We start from the raw sequence: 20,591 nt of genomic DNA on the forward strand, positions 1-20,591 counted from the left end.
AATTCGCCGTCCAGCTCGCCGCCGACCACCGTGGACCATCCGCCGGCGCAGTTTGTCGAGGGGCCCTGCGCGAAGACTCCGGAACCGGTGCCGCTGCTGGCCAACGCTCGCTGCGGAGAGCTGGCCGTGCCGGTAAACCGCACAAAGGCAGATGGTCCGACTATGCGGTTGGCCATCGCAATCAGTCCCTCGGAAACGCAGCCACCCACCAAGGAACCAATCGTGGGGGCCGGATCGGTCATCTGATGCAGTGCCGGGGCGGTATAGTTGGCATAAGGTAAATTATCGGATACTTGGAAATACCTGCCTGCCAGCGTATTTGGAAGACGACGATGCCGAAAATGGTGGTGATCGCTGCGGGCGCCGCATCAAGGACTTCGCGGAGATCTTCTGCGCTTCTATCGTTCTGCAGCCACGAATGCGCTCGCGACACGCGGTGTGCACGATCGATCGACGGGAACCGCCCACAGACCCGAGCCGGATCGTCGGTCGGTGTCGGGGATCAGCGCCCAGAGCTGGGCGTCGTCGTCGCTCAGTGCCCTCTGCAGGTGGGGTCGGACGTCCTCGGCGTCGTCCGGTGGTAGCGGGCAGCCGTGGTGGACGAGGTCGGCGGTGTTCTCGATGAGCCGCGCCGCTCGCATGAGGAGCGGCTCCGGCACCCAGACAGTGGGGAGGTCACCCTCGTGGTCTCTGGTCAGGACGCCGAGAGTGGAGATAAGTGCCATCGCTGCTGCCGGCTCGTCGGGATCCTTGTCGGCCTCGGCGAGTGCGGCAACCTCGACGAGGGCCACCCCTAGGCACCCGGGGCTCGCGAAGTTTTCTGATTCTGCCAGTACTGTCATCCGGTCTGTACCGGAGACGAGGAGTGGAATCTGTGCACGCAGGGTCGTAGTAGAGATGGTCGACGACATCGACGGCTCCGCCTTCGGTGAGGACGGCGAGAGCATCCACTATGCAGTCGACGGCGTCGAGTACGTGATCGACCTGAAGGACGAGCACGCGAAGGAACTCCGCGAGACCTTCGAGTACTACATCGCGCACTTCACTCGGGTCGGCGGCCGCATGCACAGCGCGGACCGGCCGGGTAATCCCACTGCCGGGAAGTGGCCACGGGGCGAACGAAGAAGATCCGCGCCTGGGCGCGCGAGCAGGGCTACGAGCTCTCCTCCCGAGGACGTATCCCAACCGAGATCGAGCAGGCCTTCCACGCCGCCCACTGACGGCCTCGCCCGACCACCTGTCTCAGAACAGGAGCATGTACCGCCACGTCCCCGTGAAATCTGTTTGCAGGATCGTTAGCCCACGCCAGGCAGCGGCGCTGACCCGTGGGAGACAATGAAAATCTGTGTTATGCAATGGGTTAGGCGCGTTAGGCCGGGTCGTGAATAGCCATCCGGCGAGAATCCATCAACGGCGAGGCGACCCGCTCAGGCACCCGGACCTACCTGGTCGAGACCCAGGCCTCGAACTCGGATTTCAGCCGGTCTAGGAGGTAGCGCGCGTGGTGTTGGTTTCGAGCTGTCGTCGGATCGCGTCGCCGAGGGTTCGGGTGGTGGCGGTGCCACCGATGTCGGGGGTGAGGGTGTCGCTGCCGGCGGCGAGGACGTCTTCGACTGCGGTCATGACGGCGGTGGCGGCCTCGGTCTCGCCGAGGTGGTCGAGCATCATGCTCGCGCTCCAGATCTGCCCGATCGGGTTGGCGATTCCCTTGCCGGCAATGTCGGGGGCCGATCCGTGGACCGGTTCGAACAGGCTCGGGAACTTGCGCTCGGGGTTGATGTTTCCGCTGGGGGCCACGCCGATGGTGCCGGTGCAGGCCGGGCCGAGGTCGGAGAGGATGTCACCGAAGAGGTTGCTGGCGACGACGACGTCGAACCAGTCGGGGTGCAGAACGAAGTTCGCGGTGAGGATGTCGATGTGATACTTGTCCACTGCGACATCGGCGAAGTTCTGGGCCATCGCTTCGACGCGCTGATCCCAGTACGGCATCGTGATGGAGATGCCGTTGCTCTTCGTCGCGGAGGTGAGGTGTTTCTTGGGCCGGGACTGGGCGAGATCGAAGGCGTACTTCAGGATTCGGTCCACACCGGTTCGCGTCATCACCGCTTCCTGGATGACGGTTTCGCGGTCGGTGCCCTCGAAGATCTTGCCGCCGATGCTCGAGTATTCGCCCTCGGTGTTCTCCCGCACCACGAAGAAGTCGACGTCACCGGGTTCGCGCCCGGTCAACGGGCTGGTGATGCCGGGCAGGAGTTTGACCGGCCGCAGGCTGACGTACTGGTCGAAGTGGCGGCGGAACTGCAGCAGGCTTCCCCACAGGCTGATGTGGTCGGGGACCACATCGGGCCAGCCGACGGCGCCGAAGAAGATGGCGTCGAACTGGTTGAGCTGGTCGAACCAGCCGTCGGGCAGCATCGTGCCGGTCTTGGTGTAGTACTCGGCGCTGGCGTAGTCGTACTGCTCGTAGTCGAGTCGGAAGTCGAATGCCGACGCCGCGGCCTCGAGGACCCGTAGTCCCTCCGGGACGACCTCTGTCCCGATCCCGTCGCCGGGGATGACTGCGATCCGATGTGTTGCGCCCATGGTGTGGTGACTCCCTTCAGGGTCCAGAAATTCTGGCGTACAGCACTTCGGCGCTGCCGCTTGGATAATTCGGGTGTTTGGTTATGGAAGCCGGGTGAGGCGGCCAGGTCAGGCCAGCTCGCGTGAGGTCACACCCTCGCGTTCCTCGAGGGCGCGGATGGCGGTGGCGGTGAGACTTTCGGTGATGTGTCGGCGCATCAGCTCGCCGGTGCCGGCCGCATTGCCCGCGACGACCAGGTCGAACAGCTGGCGGTGCTCGTCGAGGTCGCGGATGCGGGGTTCGTCTCCCGGGGGAAGTTCGAGTCCGACGCGGCGATACCGGTCGGACTTGTCCCAGACGTCGTCGAGTAACCGGATCAGCACGTCGTTGTGGGAGGCGACGTAGAGGGCACGGTGGAATTCGCGGTGGGCTTGCAGGCCCTCTTCGCCCCATTGACGGGTGACCGGCACCAGTCGGCTCAGGGCGGAGCGCATGAACAGGATGTCCTGATCGGTGCGCCGTGCGGCGGCCAGTTCGGCGGCGGTGGGGTCGAGGGAGAGGCGGACCTCGAAGAGCTGGCGGGCCTCCTGTGCGCTCATCTGCGCCACTCGCACGTCGCGGTGCGAGTCCATCTCCACGAGCCCTTCGCTGCTCAGGCGGCGGATCGCCTCCCGCAGCGGGGTGATGCTCATCTTGAGGCTGTCGGCGAGTTCGTACTGCGCCAGGCGTGATCCCGGGGTGAGCTCGCCGCTCAAGATCAGCCGACGGAGCTCGCCGTACGCAACGTCGCCCTTGCTCGAATAGACGTTCATGACGTTCGTCGGCTGCATGTGCCCTCTCTCACCTAAATCCTCGGTCTGTGCTCCCGGCCACAAATTGGCCCTTGTGTCCGGCGCCACGATCAGTCTAACATCGCTCTTGCATCTTATAAGTCTTATAAGCGTTATAAGACCAGTGAAAGTGAGGAGAGGAAGCACATGAAGATCATTTCCGTACACGAGGGCATCGTCCCGATCAGCTCGTCCATCCGGAACGCCTGGATCGACTTCAGCAAGATGGACTGCTCGATCGTCGCGATCGTCAGCGACGTCATGCGCGACGGCGAGCCGATCGTCGGCTACGGCTTCAACTCCAACGGCCGCTACAGCGCCGGAGAGATCCTGCGCCGCCGCGCCATTCCCCGGCTCCTCGACGCCGACCCCGAAGCATTGCTCGACCAGGCCGGCGACCTGGACCCGACCCGGGCCTGGGACATCATGATGCGCAACGAGAAGCCGGGCGGTCACGGCGAGCGCTCGGTCGCGATCGGTGTCATGGACATGGCCCTGTTCGACCTCGCGGCGAAGATCGCCGACAAGCCGCTCTACCGCTACCTCTCCGACAAGTACGGTGACGGCCGGCCCGACGACTCGGTCTTCGTCTACGCCGCCGGCGGCTACTACGCGCCCGGCAAGACCCTGAAAGACCTGCAGGACGAGATGCGCGGCTTCCTCGACATGGGCTACAACGTCGTCAAGATGAAGATCGGTGGCGCAGACCTGGCCGAGGACCTCGAGCGTATCGACGCTGTCCTCGAGGTCCTCGGCGGTGACGGCTCGCGCCTCGCGGTCGACGTCAACGGCCGCTTCGACCTGGCGACCGCCCTCGAATACGGCAAGGCCATCGAGCCCTACAACCTGTTCTGGTACGAAGAGGTCGGCGACCCGCTCGACTACCGCCTCAACGCCGTGCTCTCCGAGAACTACTCCGGCCGCATCGCCACCGGCGAGAACCTCTTCTCGCTGCAGGACGCCCGGAACCTGATCCGCTACGGCGGCATGCGCCCGGACCGTGACATCATCCAGGTCGACCCCGCCCTGAGCTACGGCCTCACCGAATACCTGCGGGTGCAGCAGATGCTGAAGGACCACGGGTGGTCCTCGCGCCAGTGCATCCCGCACGGCGGACACCAATTCTCCCTGCACATCGCCGCCGCACTGAAGCTGGGCGGCAACGAGTCCTACCCGGGCGAATTCCAGCCGACCGGCGGCTTCGCCGACGGTGCGGTCGTCGAGAACAGCCGGGTCGGGCTCACCGAGATCCCCGGCATCGGTTTCGAAGGCAAGGCCGCCTTCTACAAGGTGCTCCGCGCACTGCACCACTGACCCCCACCCTCCATGGTTCCGGCTGACGCGGGGACCGCCACCTGGTCCGATGTGCGAAGGAGCACTCGCGATGACTACTACCACCATGTCCCCGAGCCACACAGAACCTGAACGCTCGCGGCTCAGCCGGCTGATGCGCGAGTTGTGGTTCCAAGTGCTGCTGGGGGCGGTCCTCGGAATCACGGTCGGCGTCCTGCTCCCGGACGTCGGCGCCGCGCTCAGCCCGTTGAACGACTGGTTCATCAGCATCGTCAAGATGATCGTCGTCCCGGTCGTGTTCTGTGTGGTCACACAGAGCATTTCGTCGATGGACAGCCTCCGGAAAGCCGGCCGGATCGGTGCCAAGGCGCTCGGCTACTTCATGGTCCTGTCGCTGCTGTCGATGCTCATCGGGCTGGTCGTGGCCAACGTCTTCAAACCGGGCGCGGGCATGAACATCAACCTCGCCGAGCTCGACACCGAGAGCATCCCCGGCGCCGGCCAGGCCCACGGCGCGGTCGACTTCATCGACCGCATCATCCCGACCAACCTGTTCGGTGCAGTCACCGGCAACGAAATCCTTGCCGCACTGCTGGTCTCGATCGTGTTCGGCTGCGCCCTCAACGTCTCCGGCGAGAAGGCCGCACCGATCAACGACGGCATCTCGGCGCTGACCTCCGTGGTGTTCAAGATCGTCGGCTGGGTCATGCGGCTGGCCCCGATCGGCACCTTCGGCGCCCTGGCCTCGGTCGTCGCCAAATACGGCGCCGAGAGCCTGCAGCAGCTCGGCTACCTGATCCTGCTGTTCACCGGCACCTGCGTCGTGTACGTCATCGTGGTCCTGGGGGTCATCAGCCGAGCCTGCGGTGTCGGCCTGTTCTCGCTGATGCGCTACCTCAAGGCCGAACTCCTGGTCGCCCTGAGCACCTGCTCGAGCGAGGCGGTGCTGCCGCAGCTGGTCCGCAAACTCGAGGACCTCGGTGTCGGCAAGCCGGTCGTCGGCATCGTGATCCCGTCCGGGTTCTCGTTCAACCTCGACGGATCCGCGGTCTACCTCACGATGGCCTCACTGTTCCTCGCCCAGGCAGTCGGAATCGACCTGTCCTGGCAGCAACAGCTGATCATGGTCGGAGTCATGATGCTGACCAGCAAGGGAACCGCCGGCATCGCAGGCGGAGCGTTCATCGTCCTCGCCAGCACGATCACCGCCGTCGGCCACGTCCCCCTCGCCGCACTCGCCCTGATCGTCGGTGTCGACCGCATCCTCAACGAGGGCAGGGTCTTCATCAACGTTCTCGGCAACGCGATGGCCACCATCGTGATCGGCAAGTGGGAGAACGACTTCGACGCAGAGAAGGCACGAGCAGCGCTCGGTGCCGGGCCCGGCAAGCACGAAGAAGCCGGAAAGTAACCCACAGTGCTGACATGACAGGGCGAGGTGGCCGCGGCGACGCGGCCACCTCGCCCTGCCGCATTCGGCCGCAACACACACGAACTCGAGAGGAAATGACCTGTATGTCACGCGTTCTGGTAACCACCGACTACCTCGGTCCCGGTGACGACATCGACGACCTTCTGCGCCGGCACGGACACGAGGTGACCTACGCACCCGCCCGCGGTACCCGCAACCGCGCGGAAGCGTTGGCCTTGTTCGACGGAATCGACGGAGCCGTCATCGCGAGCGAACCGGTCACCGCCGACATGCTCGAAACCGCCACGTCCCTGAAAGTCATCGCCCGCAGCGGCGTCGGCTACGACTCCGTCGATTTGGCGGCGGCCGCCCGCCACGGCATCCGGGTGTGCAACACCCCCGGCGTCAACCACGACGCGGTCGCCGAAATGACGGTCGCCCTGATCCTGACGACCGCCCGCAAACTTCCCGCCGTCCTCGGCGGAGTCCGCGAGGGCCGCTGGCCCCGCGGCGCCGGCCGCGAATTGCGCGGCTCGACCCTCGGCATCATCGGCTACGGACCCAGCGGCCGAGCCGTGGCCCAACTCGGTCTGGCGTTCGGAATGTCGGTTGCCGTGCACACCGCACACCGCACCGACGACCCGGGCATCGAGTTCGTCGACCTCGACACCGTCACCGCCACCGCGGACTACCTGTCGCTGCACACCCGCGCCGCCGCCCAGGCCGAGCATCTCATCGACCGCAAGCGCCTGCAGGCGATGAAGAACACCGCGATCCTGATCAACACCGCCCGCGGCAGCCTCGTCGACGAGGACGCCCTCGCCGACGCCCTCGAAGCCGGAGACATCGCCGGCGCCGCACTCGACGTCGTCGCCCGAGAACCCCTCCCCGCCGACAGCCGACTCCGCAGCCTCGACAACGTGCTCATCACCTCACACCTGGCCGGTCAAACCGTCGAGGCCCGCAACCGAGCCGGTCTCGCCGCCGCCCACGCCGTGATCGACGTCCTCGCCGGCAGCGAACCCGCTCATCCGGTCGATAAGGAAACGGTATGACCATGACCGAGAAAATCTCGATAGCACCCCGCGCGGTCGACGCCGAAATCTCCCGTACCTGGCTGCTGGTCAACGCAACTCGGACAGACACCTTCGACCAAGCCGACCAGTCCCGGGCCGACCAGATCGTGCTCGACATCGAAGACGCCGTCGACCCCACCGCGAAACCCACCGCCCGCGCCGACGTCGCCCGATGGCTGGAAGAACGTTCGGCGTGGGTCCGGATCAACGACCGCTCGACCCCGTTCTGGCCCGACGACGTCGACACCTTGAAGGGCCTTCCCGGCCTGGCCGGGGTGATGCTCGCCAAGGCCGAGTCCGCCGAGCACGTGACCGAAACCTTCGACCGACTCGGCGGCGCGACCCCGGTGCTCGCACTGATCGAGTCCGCCCTGGGCATCGAGGAAGCCCCACAGATCGCACGGGCTCGAGGTGCCTTCCGCCTGGCCTTCGGCAGCGGCGACTACCGGCGCGACACCGGCACCGCCGCCGACGACCTCGCCATGGCCTACCCGCGCTCACGCCTGGTCATCGCCAGCCGACTCGGGAACCTCCCCGGCCCGATCGACGGCCCCACCGTCAGCAACGACCACACCGTTCTGCACGAGAAATGCACGCTTGCGGTCACCCTCGGGCTGACCGGCAAGCTGTGCCTGGAAATCGACCACCTGCCCGTCATCAACGCCGCCATCAGCCCCACCACCGACGACGCCACCTGGGCCCGGGACTTCCTCGCCGACTTCGAAGGCCGGGGCCGCATCCTCCGCGACGGCAGCGACCTGCCCCGTCTGAGCCGCGCCCAAAAGATCGCCCGGCTGGCCGCGGCGTTCGGAGTTCTCTCGCCATGAACGCTGCCCACCCTGCAGTGCCCAGCGTCTGTGCAGCCACTGCTGACCCTCATGATGCGAGGTAGCGCCACATATCGTCCACTACCATTTCGACCCACCTGTATGCACCACGGACCTGAACTGCAGTACACGGATCCACAATCGCCACGCGACCCCTAACGACACCCACTCACCGAGAAAGCGAGAACATGCCCCTCTTCGTCGTCGAGTACACCTACTCCGCCGTCACCGCTGCAGGCCGCGATGAACACCGCACCGCACATCGAGACTGGCTCGCCGACCTCGTCGAACAGGAGACCGTGATCGTCTCCGGCCCCTACACCGACGACTCCGGCGCATTCGTCGTCGTCGACGCCGACACCGCCGAGACCGTCGAACAGCTCTTCACCCAAGACCCCTTCGTCACTCACGGACTCGTTCCCACCCACAGGATCATCGAATGGACACCGGTACTCGGCACGCTCAGCCACTAGGACTGGGCACCGCCGTCAGCGCGTAGGCGACCGGATCCAGCAGTGACGCGTCTCGGACACGCCGAGCGGGCCGCCTACCGCCGGCAACGGAATACGCCTCGCCAGCTCCGATCTGTTCGAAGGAGTGACCAAAGCGTGAGAGGCAGGCCGGCCGCTTCCGCGCACCTGATCCGTTCCTCGATCTTCTCAGGGGCTTCGCCGCGGGCGAGGCCCGTGCGAATCGTGGTGGCGATGGCGGGGCGCGTCCGGCGGGGCCGCGGACGTCCGACAGTGGGCTGGCGAGGTTGCGGCGCCGCAGGCGCTATTCGGTACGGTTGACGGCGTTGGTCCCGAACCGCATGTGTGTGGGGTTGGTGCAGCCGGCGAAGTTGCACTGGTGACACAGCACCGCGTCATCGGCACCGGACCACCCCAGCCGAGGAATGACCCCGTACTCGCGCTGATAGGCGAACAGGTGGGCGGGAACCGTGCCGCGGCGGGATGGACCGGGGAGGCTCGCTGCGTACCAGTTGCGGTTGGCACCTGAGCGGGGACCGCACACCCGCCCACACTCGGCGAGGACGCCGAGGAGTGGGCGCCGCTTTCCGCAACGGGCACACGGCGAGGGGGTACGCCGCAGGTGCCGGTAGCAGGCACCGCCGATTCGGCCGAGCGGCAGGGTGGTCTGAATCGCCCGGGCCTTTCCGCACTGTGAGCAGGGGTGGGTGGGGCGTTGCCGCGCGCGGCAGGTGGCGCAGATTGGTTGCCCCTCCGTGGTGTGGCGCGCGCAGGGCTTCTCCTTCCCGCAGCTGCAGCATGTTTCGGTCGGTGGTGTCCAGCAGCGGTCGCAGATCCAGGTGCCGGCGGCGGTCGTCGACACGAATGTTGTTGGTGGTGCGGCCGCAGCGCCCGCAGTCGCGTACCCGAGCCCGGCGGTGACAGCGCGGACAGAGTGGCCCGTCGTCAGTGATCGCGTGAGCGATCTGATTGGTGCGGCCACAGCCGCTGCAGGTGTGCCGCTTGCGCGGGCCGCAGCTCTGACAGAACGGTGCGCCGTCGATCCGGTAGGCGACAGGAGTGGTCTTGCCGCATCGGGCACACGATTCGTGTCGCGCCGGATCCGTTCTGGTGCAACGGATGCAGACGGTGCCGCCGCCGGGGTCGCGGACCGCGGGGTGTCCTTGCCGGCCGCATCGCGCGCACACGATCAGGTGAGTACGGCCGTAGCAGCGTCCGCAGATCTTCGCCTCGTCGCGTCGGTACGGCAATGCCCGCACGGCGCCGCAGTCGGCACACCGCATCCGATGAACCTGGGGATACCGTTCGGCGAGTGCGGCGAGGAGCCGCTCCAGCCCGGCTGGCCCGTCCGAGCTACCGGAGGTTAGACCGTCTGGATGCGCGCGCAGATGGTCGAGCACCGCCCACGCCTGCGGTGTGGTCAGGACGACAGCTGGCGATGAACTCCTCGAGATCTGGGCACTGCCAGTTCCACGGATAGTCGTTGGTGAACTCGGCAAGCCGTCGCAACAAGGCGCGCCGCTGCTCGATCGTCGCGGGCTGGAGGAAACGGGCGCACTGCTGCGCCGCCCACCCGTCCAACATCGCACCGAATACCGCCGTCTCCGGGACCAAGTGGGCGACACCGGGGCGATCCGCCGTGTCGGCCACGATGCATCGAATGCATCATTGCGGCATGTAAGACAAAACCCACAATGCTGGTGGAATGGGCGCCGCGTGACGGCGTTCCTGGGAGTCGGGCCTCGGACTACGCTGTGACTGCGTCTTACTTCGAAAGCGTCGAATGCGTCATCGGATGCAACTCCGCCTAGTTTGCGCCTTACACGTCGCGGGCGTTCGACACGAGTTGATGGACGTCCTGATCGGTGGCGCCGAGCCCGAAGCTGATGATCCGTTCGGGGTGGATGCGAATGGTCGGTCCGCCGAGATCGTTCGCCTGGGCGGCATCGGCGTCGAGGGCCTCGGCGCGTCCGCGGATTTCGACGCAGCGCACCCGCCACGGATCGACCGACGGCACGTCGTCCACGACGAACGCCACCTTCCCGTTGTCGGCGACGTTGCGGAACTTGCGGCTCGCCGCCATGTTGTAGCCCTGGATGTCGATCGTGGACGTGCCGGCGTTGTAGTGAAAGCCGACGGGACTGACCTGCAAGGTTCCATTCGGCTGGACCGTCGCGAGCCGGCCCAGGCGTTGTGACGCCAGATACTCGAGTTCCTGCGCAGTGAAGGACATGAATTCACGCTAGAACCTGAACGGGGCTCGAGGTCAAGGATCCGGGACGTTCCTCAGCCGAGATCGTCGACTGCGCGCCGCGCTTCCTCGACGCGCCGCTCCGCCGCGTCGAGGTCTCGTTCCCCCCGGTGCACCGCCTCCGCCGAAGCCTTCTCCGCGTTCCGCGTGAACTGCCGCTCCTGCTCGGCGTGTTCGAGTTCGGCGCGCAGTTCCTCGATCCGGTGGTCGATCTCCGTCAGCGTCGACCGCGCCTTTTCCAGTTCCGTTCTCGCGTCGGTCAGTTCACCGCGGACCTCCTCGGCCCGGGACGTGACTTCCGCCAGTTCGGCCTCGGCCGCCGCGCGTTCGGCGTCGCGGTCCCGCTCCACCGGCTTCTTCTTCGACTTCTTCCCCGGCTTGTCGGCCGGGGGCGCGGTGGCGGGTTCGGACGTCGAGGTCTTCTTCGCGGTCTTTCCCTGGACGACGGAGAGTCCGGCCGGACCGAAACCGCTGTAGCTCGCCGCCGTCACGACCCGGCCACGCCGCACCTGTTCGGCGGTCTCGGCGTCGGCGAGTGCCGCGTGCAGCGTCTGACCGACATCCCGCAGGGCGTCCTCCCCGACCGTCCGGCCTCGCTCGGCGGCGAGTTCACCGGCCTTGCGCGCCAACGCCCGCACCACCTGCTGCCGCTGCGTGTTCAGCCGCCGAAGGTCCGGGCCGGACAGGTGTCGCTGCGCGTCGCGGAGGGCTTCACCGAGAGTGAGGAGCGCGTCGACCTCGTCGGGGAGCTCGCGGGCGAGCAGATTGACGAGCCAGCCGACGACCGTCGGCTTCCGCAGCTTCCCGATCTCGGTCGCCAGCGCGCGGTCCTTGTTCTCCCGCGCCGCAGTCACCTGCGCGGTGCGCGCCTCGACGAACTCACCGGGGTCGAGGCCGTACAGTTCGTCGGCGACGTCGTCGAGGGTCACGGCCCAATACTTGCACCGTGACCGCTCCGTTCGTGCCGACTCGGGTCAGACCAGTCGTTCGGCCGCGGCCGCGATTCGTTCGTCGCTGGCCGTGAGCGCGATGCGCACGTGGGTGCCGCCGCCGGGACCGTAGAACTCCCCCGGCGCCACGAGAATGCCCCGCTCGGCGAACCACTCGACGGTGTCCCGGCAGGCTTCGCCGCGCGTCGCCCACAGGTACAGCCCGGCTTCGGAGTTGTCGACGGTGAATCCGGCGCCGCGCACCGCTGCGAGAAGGATCTCGCGGCGACGGCGGTACCGCTCACGCTGCTCGTTCTCGTGGTCGTCGTCGCTGAGCGCGGCGGTCATCGCCGACTGGATCGGCAACGGCACCATCATGCCCGCGTGCTTGCGGACCTCGAGAAGTTCGGCCACCAACGCCGGGTCACCGGTGACGAACCCCGCGCGGTAACTCGCGAGGTTGGACGTCTTCGACAACGAGTGCACCGCGAGGAGCCCGGTGAGATCGCCGTCGTTCACCCGCTCGTCGAGGATCGAGAGGGCTTCACCTTCCCAGGTCAACCCCAGGTAGCACTCGTCGGACGCCACGATGGCGCCGCGGCGACGCGCCCAGTCGACCACCTTGCGCAGATGCTCGAGACCGAGCACCTTGCCGGTGGGGTTGGACGGCGAGTTCACGAAGATCAGCGACGCACCCTCCGGACCGAGCCGGTTGAGACCGTCGGCCCGGATCACCCGCGCACCCGCGAGGAGCGCACCGACCTCATAGGTCGGGTACGCCAGCTCCGGGATGACCACCAGGTCGTCGGCGCCGAGCCCGAGAAGGCGTGGCAGCCAGGCGATGAGCTCCTTCGTGCCGATCGCGGGCAGCACCGCAGCCGGATCGATGCCGGTGATTCCGTAGCGGCGGCGCAGCGCCTCCACCGCGGCGTTACGCAGCTCCTCGGTGCCGTGCGTCGTCGGATATCCCGGAACCGCGGCGACCGAGGTCAGCGCGTCCTGGATGATCGGGGCGACCGCATCGACGGGGGTCCCCACCGACAGGTTGACGATGCCACCCGGGTGGGCGAAGGCTTTCGCCTTCGCCGACTCGAGCGAGTCCCACGGAAAGTCGGGAAGTGCTGTGGCTACCGGGATACGAGGCACACCTAGTCCTCGCCCATGGGGGGCAGAGCCTTGACGAACGGCGGGTCGTAGTCGACCTTGCCCAGCTTCGCCGCGCCGCCGGGAGAACCGAGGTCGTCGAAGAAGTCGACGTTCGCGGCGATGTAGCCGTTCCACTGGTCCGGGACGTCGTCTTCGTAGAAGATGGCTTCGACGGGGCAGACGGGTTCACAGGCGCCGCAGTCCACGCATTCGTCCGGATGGATGTAGAGCATCCGCCCGCCCTCGTAGATGCAGTCGACAGGGCATTCCTCGATACACGCCTTGTCCAACACATCCACGCACGGTTCAGCAATCGTGTAGGGCACTGCCGCTCTCCCTGCCTTTCTGACACGAGTAGGCACGAGGTACGGGCTGCTTGTACCCCGCGGAAGAAACTATTATCGCCTGCCCGGCGGACCTCTCTGCGGTGAGGGTTACCTGACCCGGCGTACCGCCGCGGGCAGCGGCGCGTGGGACGCGATCCACTGCTCGCCCTGTTTCGCCGCTCTCACCAGCGCGCCCCGTTCGCCGAGATACCCGGCCACCACACCGACCACCGGGATGTTGCCCAGCAGCGAGTAGGTCGAGCCCGGCCCGGGACGCTTGTCGAGTTCGTCACTGAGCGCGCGCACCGTGCGGGCAGTGCGCCACAGCGCGCCGATCAGCCCGAACGGGCGCCACACGGACGCGCCGTCCGCCGAATCGGATCGCGTCGTGTCGGCGAGCACCGCGTCCGTCTCACGCCGGCAGAGCACGGACGCCAGCAGGTCCACCTGGTCGGACCGATTCGTCACGCCGTGCTCCCGGGCGACGGCGACGAGAACGACCGCCTGATTCGCGAACCCGAGCACGTCCTTAATCGGGAGCCGATTGAGAAGCACCCCGAACATGCCCGGGAATGCGACCGCGATCGTGTTCAGCGCGCCGATCCGCGTCACCCACCACCGTGCCCGCTCGTCGTCGCTCGCCTTCTCCCACGACGCCGTCCCCGGGAACTGCACGGCGTCGAGAACCCAGGCGATCCCGTCGAGCAGCGCCTCCGCGGCGCCCCGGTCCTCCGCTGTCGGGGTGAACGTCCGGCTCTTGATACCGAACGGATCCGTGAGGGCCAGATCGAGCACGGGATTGATGCCCCGGGCAGCGCGATCCAGGATGCCGACGACCGTGTCGTCGCCCAGCCGATCCGTCTCGCTCATGCCGCCGGTGTCCTTCCCTCGCGTCGGGCGTGTGTGGTGGTGCGTTCGCGTGCCGGGCGGCCGATTCCCTCGGCGATGGCCCGCAGTTCCTCGACGGTCTTCTCGGATCCGTGCTCCGAACCCGCCATCCGGGAGATGGTCTCCTCCATCAACGTGCCGCCGAGGTCGTTGGCGCCGCCCTGCAACATCACCTGGGTACCCGTGACCCCCAGCTTGACCCAGCTGGTCTGGATGTTCGGGATCCGCCCGTGCAGCATGATCCGGGCCAGGGCGTGGACGGCCCGGTTGTCCCGGTTGGTCGGCCCCGGACGGGACGCGCCCGCCAGATACAGCGGCGCACTCTGATGCACGAACGGCAGCGGGACGAACTCGGTGAATCCGCCTGTCCGGTCCTGGATTCCGCGCAGCACCCGCAGATGTCCCACCCAGTGCTTCGGGTTGTCGACGTGCCCGTACATCATCGTCGAACTCGACCGCAGACCCAGCTCGTGCGCCGTGGTCACCACCTCGATCCAGGTGGCGGTGGGCAGCTTCCCCTTGGTGAGCACCCAGCGCACCTCGTCGTCGAGGATTTCCGCGGCCGTGCCCGGAATGGTGTCCAGACCCGCCTCGCGCAGTTCCGTCAGCCAGTCCCGGATGCTCTGCCCACCGCGGGAGGCGCCGTTGACGATCTCCATCGGGCTGAACGCGTGCACATGCATCGACGGCACCCGCGCCTTCACCGCGCGCACCAGATCGGCGTACCCGGTGACCGGGAGCTCCGGGTCGATGCCACCCTGCATGCAGACCTCCGTCGCGCCCGCGACGTGGGCCTCCCAGGCACGGTCCGCGACCTCGTCGGTGGACAGGGTGAACGCGTCCGCGTCGCCCTTGCGCTGCGCGAACGCGCAGAAGCGGCAGCCGGTGTAGCAGATGTTGGTGAAGTTGATGTTCCGGTTCACCACATAGGTCACCTCGTCGCCGACGGCGTCCTTGCGGAGCGCATCCGCCAACGCCACCATCGCCTCGAGCCCCGGACCCTCCGCCGTCGCCAACGCCAGGTACTCGTCATCCGACAGCCCCGCCGGATCGCGTTCGGCGCTGCGCAGCGCCGCGACGACGTCCGTGTCCACCCGCACCGGGCCGCTCAACTCCAGCACCTGCTCGCGGACGGTCTCCCAGTCCCCGAACGCGCTGCCGAGGTCGCTGCGCGTCTCGGTGTTGCGGCCGTCGGTGTCGATCTCGGTGTTCAGATCCACCCGGCCCGTCGACTCCCAGGACTCGTCCGGCTCCTGCCACGGCAACCCGACCGGCTTCGTGTCGAGCTTGGCCAGCCCGGTGTGCGGGTCCGCGAGGGCCTGCACGTGCCCGGTGATCCGCGGGTCGATCCAGGGCGAGCCGGCCAGCACGAACTGCGGCTGCGCCGCCGTGCGCTCGGTGAGCTCGAACCCGGCCTCCGCGGTGATCTCGGCCAGGGTGTCCAGGTTCGGCCACGGCCGCTCCGGGTTCACGTGGTCCGGGGTCAGCGGAGACACACCACCCCAGTCGTCGACACCCGCACCCAGCAACGCCAGGCATTCGGTGTTCGACACCAGGTTGGGCGGCGACTGGATGCGCATCCCCGGGCCGAGCAGCAGCCGGGACACGGCGATGGCCGCGAGGAACTCCTCGAGACCCGCGTCCGGGGCATCGCGCATCGCGGTGTCGGGCTTGGCGAGGAAGTTCTGGACGATCACTTCCTGGACGTGCCCGAACGCCTTGTGCGACTTGCGGATCGCCATGATCGACTCCGCCCGTTCCCGGACGGTCTCGCCGATACCCACCAGAATGCCCGTCGTGAACGGCACACTCAGCCGTCCGGCGTCGGTGAGCGTGCGCAACCGCACCGCCGGATCCTTGTCGGGGCTGCCGTAGTGGCACTCGCCCTTGTCGGTGAACAACCGGGTGGACGTCGTCTCGAGCATCATGCCCATCGACGGGGCCACCGGCTTGAGGCGGGAGATCTCCTCCCAGCTCATCACACCCGGGTTCAGGTGCGGCAGCAGCCCGGTCTCCTCGAGCACCCGGATCGACATCGCACGCAGGTAGTCCAGCGTCGAATCGTAGCCCCGCTCGTCCAGCCACTGCTTGGCCTCCGGCCACCGCTCCTCGGGGCGGTCACCGAGGGTGAAGAGGGCTTCCTTGCAGCCCAATTCGGCGCCCTGCCGGGCGATCTCCAGCACCTCGTCCGGTTCCAGATACGCGCCGCGCCCCTCGGCCCGCAACTTGCCGGGCACGGTGACGAACGTGCAGTAGTGGCACTTGTCCCGGCACAACCGCGTCAGCGGAATGAACACCTTACGCGAGTACGTGACAGCCTTGGGTCTGCCCGCCGCCAGCAACCCGGCATCCCGGACCTTCGCCGCCGACGAACACAGATCGGCCAAGTCGTCGCCGCGGGCCTGCAGCAGGGTCGTCGCCTCGTCCACGTTCAGAGTGGCGCCGTCGCGGGCACGTCGCAGCACCCGCCGCATGGCGGAGGCGGAGGGGGCCACTTCCTGCGCAGAGGCGCCGGACGGAGCTGGTGCCGGAACACCGGGCATGGGAAGCATCGTGGGCCGGCCGGATTCTTCACCTGAATGGGTCACCCAGCGATCATGCGCCATCGACGACGGCTACTGCCACCCAGACTCCCGCGAACCGTGCGGATCGCTATTCGCGGGGGTAGTCCTCGTCGACCGGAACCGCCCGGCTCTGTTCGGCCACGTCCGCCTCGTTCACCTCCAGTGACGACACTTCTTCGACCTCGTCGGAACTGTCGTCGTCCACGGCGAGTTCCTGCTCGAGCCGGTCTGCCTCGGGAACCTCCGGAGAATCGGCCGCATCGAATGACGTCATGTCTGCGCTCCTTTGACTTCGGGGGGTTCTCCCACGATAGGTCGGTTCTCGACAGAATGCCGGGGCACGGCCAAAGTAGGGGCATGAGTGTGCCCACCACCGTCACGATGGCGGACCCGCTGTGGCGGCCCAGCCCCAAGGCCAAGCAACTGTGGGCGATCAACGCCGCCCTGCTCTGGCTTCCGCTGTTCGTCGTGCAAGTCGTCGCTCTCGTCTTCCACTGGTGGCCCGTGTGGGTGCACGTCACGGTCCTCGCGGTCACCGTCGTGCTCGCGGTCCTCCACGTCGCCGTCGTCCCGCTCTGGCGGTACCGGGTGCACCGCTGGGAGATCAGCGATACCGCGGTCTACACCCGCAGCGGTTGGTTCACCCAGGAACGACGCATCGCGCCCATCTCCCGCATCCAGACCGTCGACACCGAACGCGGACCCATCGACCGCATGCTCGGGCTGGCGACCGTCACCGTCACGACGGCGTCGTCCGCCGGTGCCGTCAAGATCTCCGCCCTCGATCAGGACACCGCCGACCGCACCGTCGCGCGGCTCACCGAGATCGCGGGCACCAATGTCGGTGACGCCACATGAGTGCGGCACCGGAACCGGGAATCGCTCCCCCCATCGCGCACGGCGAGGCTGCGGTCGCCGCCGAGGAGGAACAGCCCTGGTTGCGCCTGGACCGCCGGATGCTGCTCGTCCACCCCGTCAACGAGATCGTCAAACTGCTGCCCGTATTGCTGATTTCGCTGGTGATCGGCACCCAGAGCGGCAACCACGTGTGGAGTCTCGTCGCCATCGTCGTGTTCGTGGTGTTCGGCATCTCGCGCTGGTTCACGACGAGCTACCGCATCGGCCCGGTCCACGTGCAACTGCGGCAGGGCCTGTTCCGCACACGCCTGCTGTCGGTACCACGCAACCGCATCCGGTCCGTCGACGTGGAGGCGGGGGTCCTGCATCGCCTGCTCGGGCTGTCGATCGTGCGCATCGGCACCGGCCAGCAGGTGGGTTCCAAACCCGACGCGGCGAAGTTCGAACTCAACGCCCTCTCCACCGGGCTGGTTCCCGACCTGCGGGCCGCGCTCCTCGCCCGGCAGCCCTCCCCCGACGTCGAGCCGACCGCGGTCGCGCGGGAGCCCGCGGTCACCGAGATCGGCCACTGGACACCGGCCTGGGTCCGCTACGCCCCGTTCTCGGTGACGGGCGTGGTGACCATCGCGGCGATCGTCGGTCTCGCGTTCCAGTACGGGATCGGCGCGAAGATCGCCCGCTCGTCGACGGTGGCCGAAGGCATCGAATCCGCTGAGCGCGTCGGGATCGCGATCGCCGTCGTCGTCGGGATCGTCGTCCTCCTGATCGCCGCCAGCGCCCTGGCGTGCATCCGGTACCTCCTGACGTACGGCAACATGACGCTGACGGACAACGGCCGCACCCTGCACGTCAGCCACGGCCTGCTGAAGACCCGCCAGACCACCCTGGACCGCGCCCGCCTGCGTGGGACGACCCTCAAGGAACCGCTCCTCCTCCGGCTCGCCGGCGGCGCCCGACTGGATGCCGTCATGACCGGCGTCAGCGCCGAGAGACGGGAGTCGTCGCTCCTGCTCCCCCAGGCCCCGCGTGCGGAAGCGGAGCGGGTGATGGCCACCGTCATCAACGACCACCGTCAGGCCGCGGTCCCGCTCACCCAGCACGGCCCGGTCGCCCATCGGCGGCGCTACACGCGGGCCCTGATTCCCGCCGAGATCGCGCTCGCCGTCGCCCTGGTCTTCGTGATCCTCGACCGGCCGGTGTTCTGGGCAGCGTGGGCCGCGATCGTCGCGCTCGCCGTCGGCGGTGTGCTGCTGGCGTGGGACCGGTACCGCGGCCTCGGCCATGCGGTGCTTCCCGGGTGGCTGATCACCCGCAGCGGCTCCCTCGACCGCGCCCGGGACAGCCTCGAAGCCGACGGGATCATCGGGTGGACCGTCCGGCAGACATTCTTCCAGCGGAGGGCCGGTGTGGCGACCATCATCGCCGCCACACCCGCAGGCACCGGGAAATACCTGGTGATCGATCTGCCTGCCGACCAGGCGTGGTCGCTCGTCGAGTCGGTGACACCCGGCGGAGGTGACGTGTGGGCGCGGCGCTGACCGACATCGCCGGTCTCGATGCCCAGCTGATCGAATGCCGAGCCTGCCCCCGCCTCGTCGAATGGCGGGAGAAGGTCGCACGCGAGAAGCGCGCGTCGTTCCGCGACGAAACCTATTGGGGACGTCCGGTTCCCGGATTCGGTCCACCCGACGCGTCCCTGCTGATCGTCGGTCTCGCCCCCGCCGCCCACGGCGCGAACCGCACCGGGCGCATGTTCACCGGCGACCGCAGCGGCGACTTCCTCTACGCCGCACTCCACGCCGTGGGACTCGCAAGCCAGCCCACCGCCACCCACATCGGCGACGGCCTCGAACTGTTCGGCGTCCGCATCACGTCCCCGGTGCACTGCGCGCCGCCCGCGAACAAGCCCACCCCGGACGAACGCGACAACTGCCGCCACTGGCTCGACGCCGAACTGCGCATCCTGCAACCCCACCTGCGGTCGGTGATCGTGCTCGGCGGATTCGGCTGGCAGTCGCTGCTCCCCGTCCTCGACGACGCCGGCTGGGCCGTCCCCCGGCCGCGACCCAAGTTCGGGCACGGCGCGCACGTCGAACTCCCCGGCGCCGAACGTCCCCTGCACCTGTTCGGCTGCTACCACGTCAGCCAGCAGAACACCTTCACCGGCCGCCTCACGCCCGCCATGCTCGAGTCGGTGCTGTCCGAGGCCGCCCGCGTCGCCGGCTTGATCGGGTGACCACACCTCGGGGGGCGAACGGTACATCCGACCTGCCTGAAGCGCCGAAGGTGCCGTTCACCCCAGCTACCGCCGGTTCGGGAGTTCCTCGATGATGTATTTGGCCATGCTGCCGAGCCGGGGGCGGGCGGGTTGCATGGTGTCGACGCCGAGGGCGGTGAGGGGCGAGGCGGTCACCGAGCCGACGCAGACGGGTGCGACCGGACCTGCGAATGCGTGCAGGAGGGGCTCGACGCGGTCGGTGTCCTTCGCGGTGCTGAGGAGCGACGACACGGCGGGTGCGCTGGTGAAGGTGACGGCGTCGACCTCGGCTCGGATGATCTGGTCGAGCAGTGTGAGCAGCGGCTGCTGGTTCTCGGGTCTGATCCACCGGTACACCGACACGGCCGTCGTCTCGGCCCCGGCGCCGGCGAGGGAGACGCTCAGGTCGGTCATCGGTTCCCATTCGGTGATGGTGCCGTGCAACTGGACCGCGACTCGTAGACCGCGCACACCCTCGGCGACGAGGTGTTGGTGCACCTCTTCGGACGATTCGGTTTCCGGCGACCACTCCTCGCGCAGGCCGACGCCGCGGACGGCGCCCTTCGCCTTGGGACCGCGGGTGATGATCCGCGCCGATTGCAGGGCGGCGAGCAGTGCGTCCTCCTCGTGCCAGGCCCGCGCCGCGTCCAGCCATCCGCGGAATCCGACGGCGGTGCTGACGACGAGTAGGTCCGGCGGCGACGCGATGATGTCGGCGGTCCGGGACCGCAGATCGGTGTCATCGACGAGCGGCAGCACGTGGATGGCCGGTGTGTGGACGATGGCGGCCCCGTGCCGTTCGAGGAGCGTGATGAACTCGGCGGCCCGGCGTTCGGCGGTGACGGCGATGGTCAGTCCGGAAAGTTCGTCGTTCGACATTCTCCCAGTGTGACGGACGAATC

19 protein-coding genes and 1 pseudogene are annotated in these 20,591 nt (G+C 67.7%); 9 read left to right on the top strand and 11 right to left on the bottom strand.

The window, feature by feature from the left end; translation table 11 throughout:
• Window positions 1–398: 398 nt before the first annotated feature.
• Window positions 399–791 (bottom strand): hypothetical protein, encoded by a 393-nt coding sequence (locus tag QM693_RS11585; protein ID WP_283352400.1) that lies wholly within the window; start codon window positions 789–791, stop codon window positions 399–401.
• Between the two features lie 106 nt (window positions 792–897).
• Here QM693_RS11585 and QM693_RS11590 point away from each other — a divergent pair.
• Window positions 898–1,220 (top strand): annotated as a pseudogene (locus QM693_RS11590) (histone-like nucleoid-structuring protein Lsr2).
• 265 nt (window positions 1,221–1,485) lie between these two features.
• Here QM693_RS11590 and QM693_RS11595 read toward each other — a convergent pair.
• Window positions 1,486–2,583, bottom strand: a complete 1,098-nt coding sequence (locus QM693_RS11595) for a tartrate dehydrogenase (protein ID WP_283352401.1) — start codon at window positions 2,581–2,583, stop codon at window positions 1,486–1,488.
• Window positions 2,584–2,691: 108 nt separating this feature from the next.
• Window positions 2,692–3,393 (bottom strand): GntR family transcriptional regulator, encoded by a 702-nt coding sequence (locus tag QM693_RS11600; protein WP_283352402.1) that lies wholly within the window; start codon window positions 3,391–3,393, stop codon window positions 2,692–2,694.
• Window positions 3,394–3,540: 147 nt separating this feature from the next.
• Here QM693_RS11600 and QM693_RS11605 point away from each other — a divergent pair, with 147 nt between their 5' ends.
• The 5 genes from QM693_RS11605 (at window position 3,541) to QM693_RS11625 (ending at window position 8,473) form a co-directional block, all read left to right on the top strand.
• Window positions 3,541–4,707 carry a mandelate racemase/muconate lactonizing enzyme family protein gene (locus QM693_RS11605; protein WP_283352403.1) on the top strand — a complete coding sequence of 389 codons (1,167 nt, stop codon included), beginning with the start codon at window positions 3,541–3,543 and terminating at the stop codon, window positions 4,705–4,707.
• A 70-nt stretch (window positions 4,708–4,777) separates the two neighbouring features.
• Window positions 4,778–6,097: a cation:dicarboxylate symporter family transporter gene (locus QM693_RS11610; RefSeq protein WP_283352404.1), complete on the top strand. Its 1,320-nt coding sequence runs from the start codon at window positions 4,778–4,780 to the stop codon at window positions 6,095–6,097.
• A 104-nt stretch (window positions 6,098–6,201) separates the two neighbouring features.
• A complete protein-coding gene (locus QM693_RS11615) occupies window positions 6,202–7,152 on the top strand; it encodes a phosphoglycerate dehydrogenase (RefSeq protein ID WP_283352405.1) in 951 nt (316 codons plus the stop codon).
• Window positions 7,153–7,154: 2 nt separating this feature from the next.
• Entirely contained in the window at window positions 7,155–8,000 is an 846-nt protein-coding gene (locus QM693_RS11620; protein WP_283352406.1) for an HpcH/HpaI aldolase/citrate lyase family protein, read from the top strand.
• Window positions 8,001–8,188: 188 nt separating this feature from the next.
• Window positions 8,189–8,473, top strand: a complete 285-nt coding sequence (locus QM693_RS11625; protein ID WP_283352407.1) for a YciI family protein — start codon at window positions 8,189–8,191, stop codon at window positions 8,471–8,473.
• A gap of 1,816 nt (window positions 8,474–10,289) precedes the next feature.
• On the opposite strand, the gene QM693_RS11635 is transcribed toward QM693_RS11625, so the two are convergent.
• The 7 genes from QM693_RS11635 to QM693_RS11665 form a co-directional block, all read right to left on the bottom strand.
• Window positions 10,290–10,703, bottom strand: a complete 414-nt coding sequence (locus QM693_RS11635) for a PPOX class F420-dependent oxidoreductase (RefSeq protein WP_283352408.1) — start codon at window positions 10,701–10,703, stop codon at window positions 10,290–10,292.
• A gap of 53 nt (window positions 10,704–10,756) precedes the next feature.
• Window positions 10,757–11,650, bottom strand: coding sequence for a hypothetical protein (locus QM693_RS11640; protein WP_283352409.1), 894 nt, complete (start codon window positions 11,648–11,650; stop codon window positions 10,757–10,759).
• A gap of 45 nt (window positions 11,651–11,695) precedes the next feature.
• Window positions 11,696–12,796 carry a succinyldiaminopimelate transaminase gene (dapC, locus tag QM693_RS11645; protein WP_280785103.1) on the bottom strand — a complete coding sequence of 367 codons (1,101 nt, stop codon included), beginning with the start codon at window positions 12,794–12,796 and terminating at the stop codon, window positions 11,696–11,698.
• Between the two features lie 2 nt (window positions 12,797–12,798).
• The gene (fdxA, locus tag QM693_RS11650) at window positions 12,799–13,122 is read right to left on the bottom strand and encodes a ferredoxin (RefSeq protein ID WP_005263360.1); all 324 of its coding nucleotides are present in this window, start codon (window positions 13,120–13,122) and stop codon (window positions 12,799–12,801) included.
• 108 nt (window positions 13,123–13,230) lie between these two features.
• Complete coding sequence (locus QM693_RS11655) at window positions 13,231–13,992, bottom strand: hypothetical protein (protein ID WP_283352410.1); 762 nt, start codon at window positions 13,990–13,992, stop codon at window positions 13,231–13,233.
• The gene (locus tag QM693_RS11660; RefSeq protein ID WP_502942632.1) at window positions 13,989–16,616 is read right to left on the bottom strand and encodes a bifunctional FO biosynthesis protein CofGH; all 2,628 of its coding nucleotides are present in this window, start codon (window positions 16,614–16,616) and stop codon (window positions 13,989–13,991) included. Before QM693_RS11660 ends, QM693_RS11655 begins: the two co-directional genes overlap by 4 nt.
• A gap of 46 nt (window positions 16,617–16,662) precedes the next feature.
• Window positions 16,663–16,848 (bottom strand): Rv3202a family protein, encoded by a 186-nt coding sequence (locus QM693_RS11665; protein ID WP_005566848.1) that lies wholly within the window; start codon window positions 16,846–16,848, stop codon window positions 16,663–16,665.
• Between the two features lie 83 nt (window positions 16,849–16,931).
• Here QM693_RS11665 and QM693_RS11670 point away from each other — a divergent pair, with 83 nt between their 5' ends.
• From QM693_RS11670 to QM693_RS11680, 3 genes are read left to right on the top strand one after another with little or no spacing between them, the layout of a single operon-like run.
• Entirely contained in the window at window positions 16,932–17,432 is a 501-nt protein-coding gene (locus tag QM693_RS11670; protein ID WP_280781606.1) for a PH domain-containing protein, read from the top strand.
• Window positions 17,429–18,970: a PH domain-containing protein gene (locus QM693_RS11675; RefSeq protein ID WP_283352411.1), complete on the top strand. Its 1,542-nt coding sequence runs from the start codon at window positions 17,429–17,431 to the stop codon at window positions 18,968–18,970. Before QM693_RS11670 ends, QM693_RS11675 begins: the two co-directional genes overlap by 4 nt.
• A complete protein-coding gene (locus QM693_RS11680) occupies window positions 18,955–19,668 on the top strand; it encodes a uracil-DNA glycosylase (protein WP_283331314.1) in 714 nt (237 codons plus the stop codon). Before QM693_RS11675 ends, QM693_RS11680 begins: the two co-directional genes overlap by 16 nt.
• 66 nt (window positions 19,669–19,734) lie before the next feature.
• On the opposite strand, the gene QM693_RS11685 is transcribed toward QM693_RS11680, so the two are convergent.
• Window positions 19,735–20,568: a uroporphyrinogen-III synthase gene (locus QM693_RS11685; RefSeq protein ID WP_283331315.1), complete on the bottom strand. Its 834-nt coding sequence runs from the start codon at window positions 20,566–20,568 to the stop codon at window positions 19,735–19,737.
• Window positions 20,569–20,591: the final 23 nt, after the last annotated feature.

It is taken from the genome of Rhodococcus sp. IEGM 1305 (assembly GCF_030058635.1).
Classification (GTDB): domain Bacteria; phylum Actinomycetota; class Actinomycetes; order Mycobacteriales; family Mycobacteriaceae; genus Rhodococcus_F; species Rhodococcus_F opacus_D.

Bases quoted from the DNA above. Each gene is read 5' to 3' on its own strand.
- QM693_RS11620 (WP_283352406.1), top strand. From the start codon at position 7,155: ATGACCGAGAAAATCTCGATAGCACCCCGCGCGGTCGACGCCGAAATC.
- QM693_RS11655 (WP_283352410.1), bottom strand. From the start codon at position 13,992: ATGAGCGAGACGGATCGGCTGGGCGACGACACGGTCGTCGGCATCCTG.
- QM693_RS11600 (WP_283352402.1), bottom strand. From the start codon at position 3,393: ATGCAGCCGACGAACGTCATGAACGTCTATTCGAGCAAGGGCGACGTT.
- QM693_RS11605 (WP_283352403.1), top strand. From the start codon at position 3,541: ATGAAGATCATTTCCGTACACGAGGGCATCGTCCCGATCAGCTCGTCC.
- QM693_RS11635 (WP_283352408.1), bottom strand. From the start codon at position 10,703: ATGTCCTTCACTGCGCAGGAACTCGAGTATCTGGCGTCACAACGCCTG.
- QM693_RS11685 (WP_283331315.1), bottom strand. From the start codon at position 20,568: ATGTCGAACGACGAACTTTCCGGACTGACCATCGCCGTCACCGCCGAA.
- QM693_RS11660 (WP_502942632.1), bottom strand. From the start codon at position 16,616: ATGGCGCATGATCGCTGGGTGACCCATTCAGGTGAAGAATCCGGCCGG.
- QM693_RS11675 (WP_283352411.1), top strand. From the start codon at position 17,429: ATGAGTGCGGCACCGGAACCGGGAATCGCTCCCCCCATCGCGCACGGC.
- QM693_RS11670 (WP_280781606.1), top strand. From the start codon at position 16,932: ATGAGTGTGCCCACCACCGTCACGATGGCGGACCCGCTGTGGCGGCCC.
- QM693_RS11610 (WP_283352404.1), top strand. From the start codon at position 4,778: ATGACTACTACCACCATGTCCCCGAGCCACACAGAACCTGAACGCTCG.
- QM693_RS11595 (WP_283352401.1), bottom strand. From the start codon at position 2,583: ATGGGCGCAACACATCGGATCGCAGTCATCCCCGGCGACGGGATCGGG.
- QM693_RS11615 (WP_283352405.1), top strand. From the start codon at position 6,202: ATGTCACGCGTTCTGGTAACCACCGACTACCTCGGTCCCGGTGACGAC.
- QM693_RS11665 (WP_005566848.1), bottom strand. From the start codon at position 16,848: ATGACGTCATTCGATGCGGCCGATTCTCCGGAGGTTCCCGAGGCAGAC.
- QM693_RS11625 (WP_283352407.1), top strand. From the start codon at position 8,189: ATGCCCCTCTTCGTCGTCGAGTACACCTACTCCGCCGTCACCGCTGCA.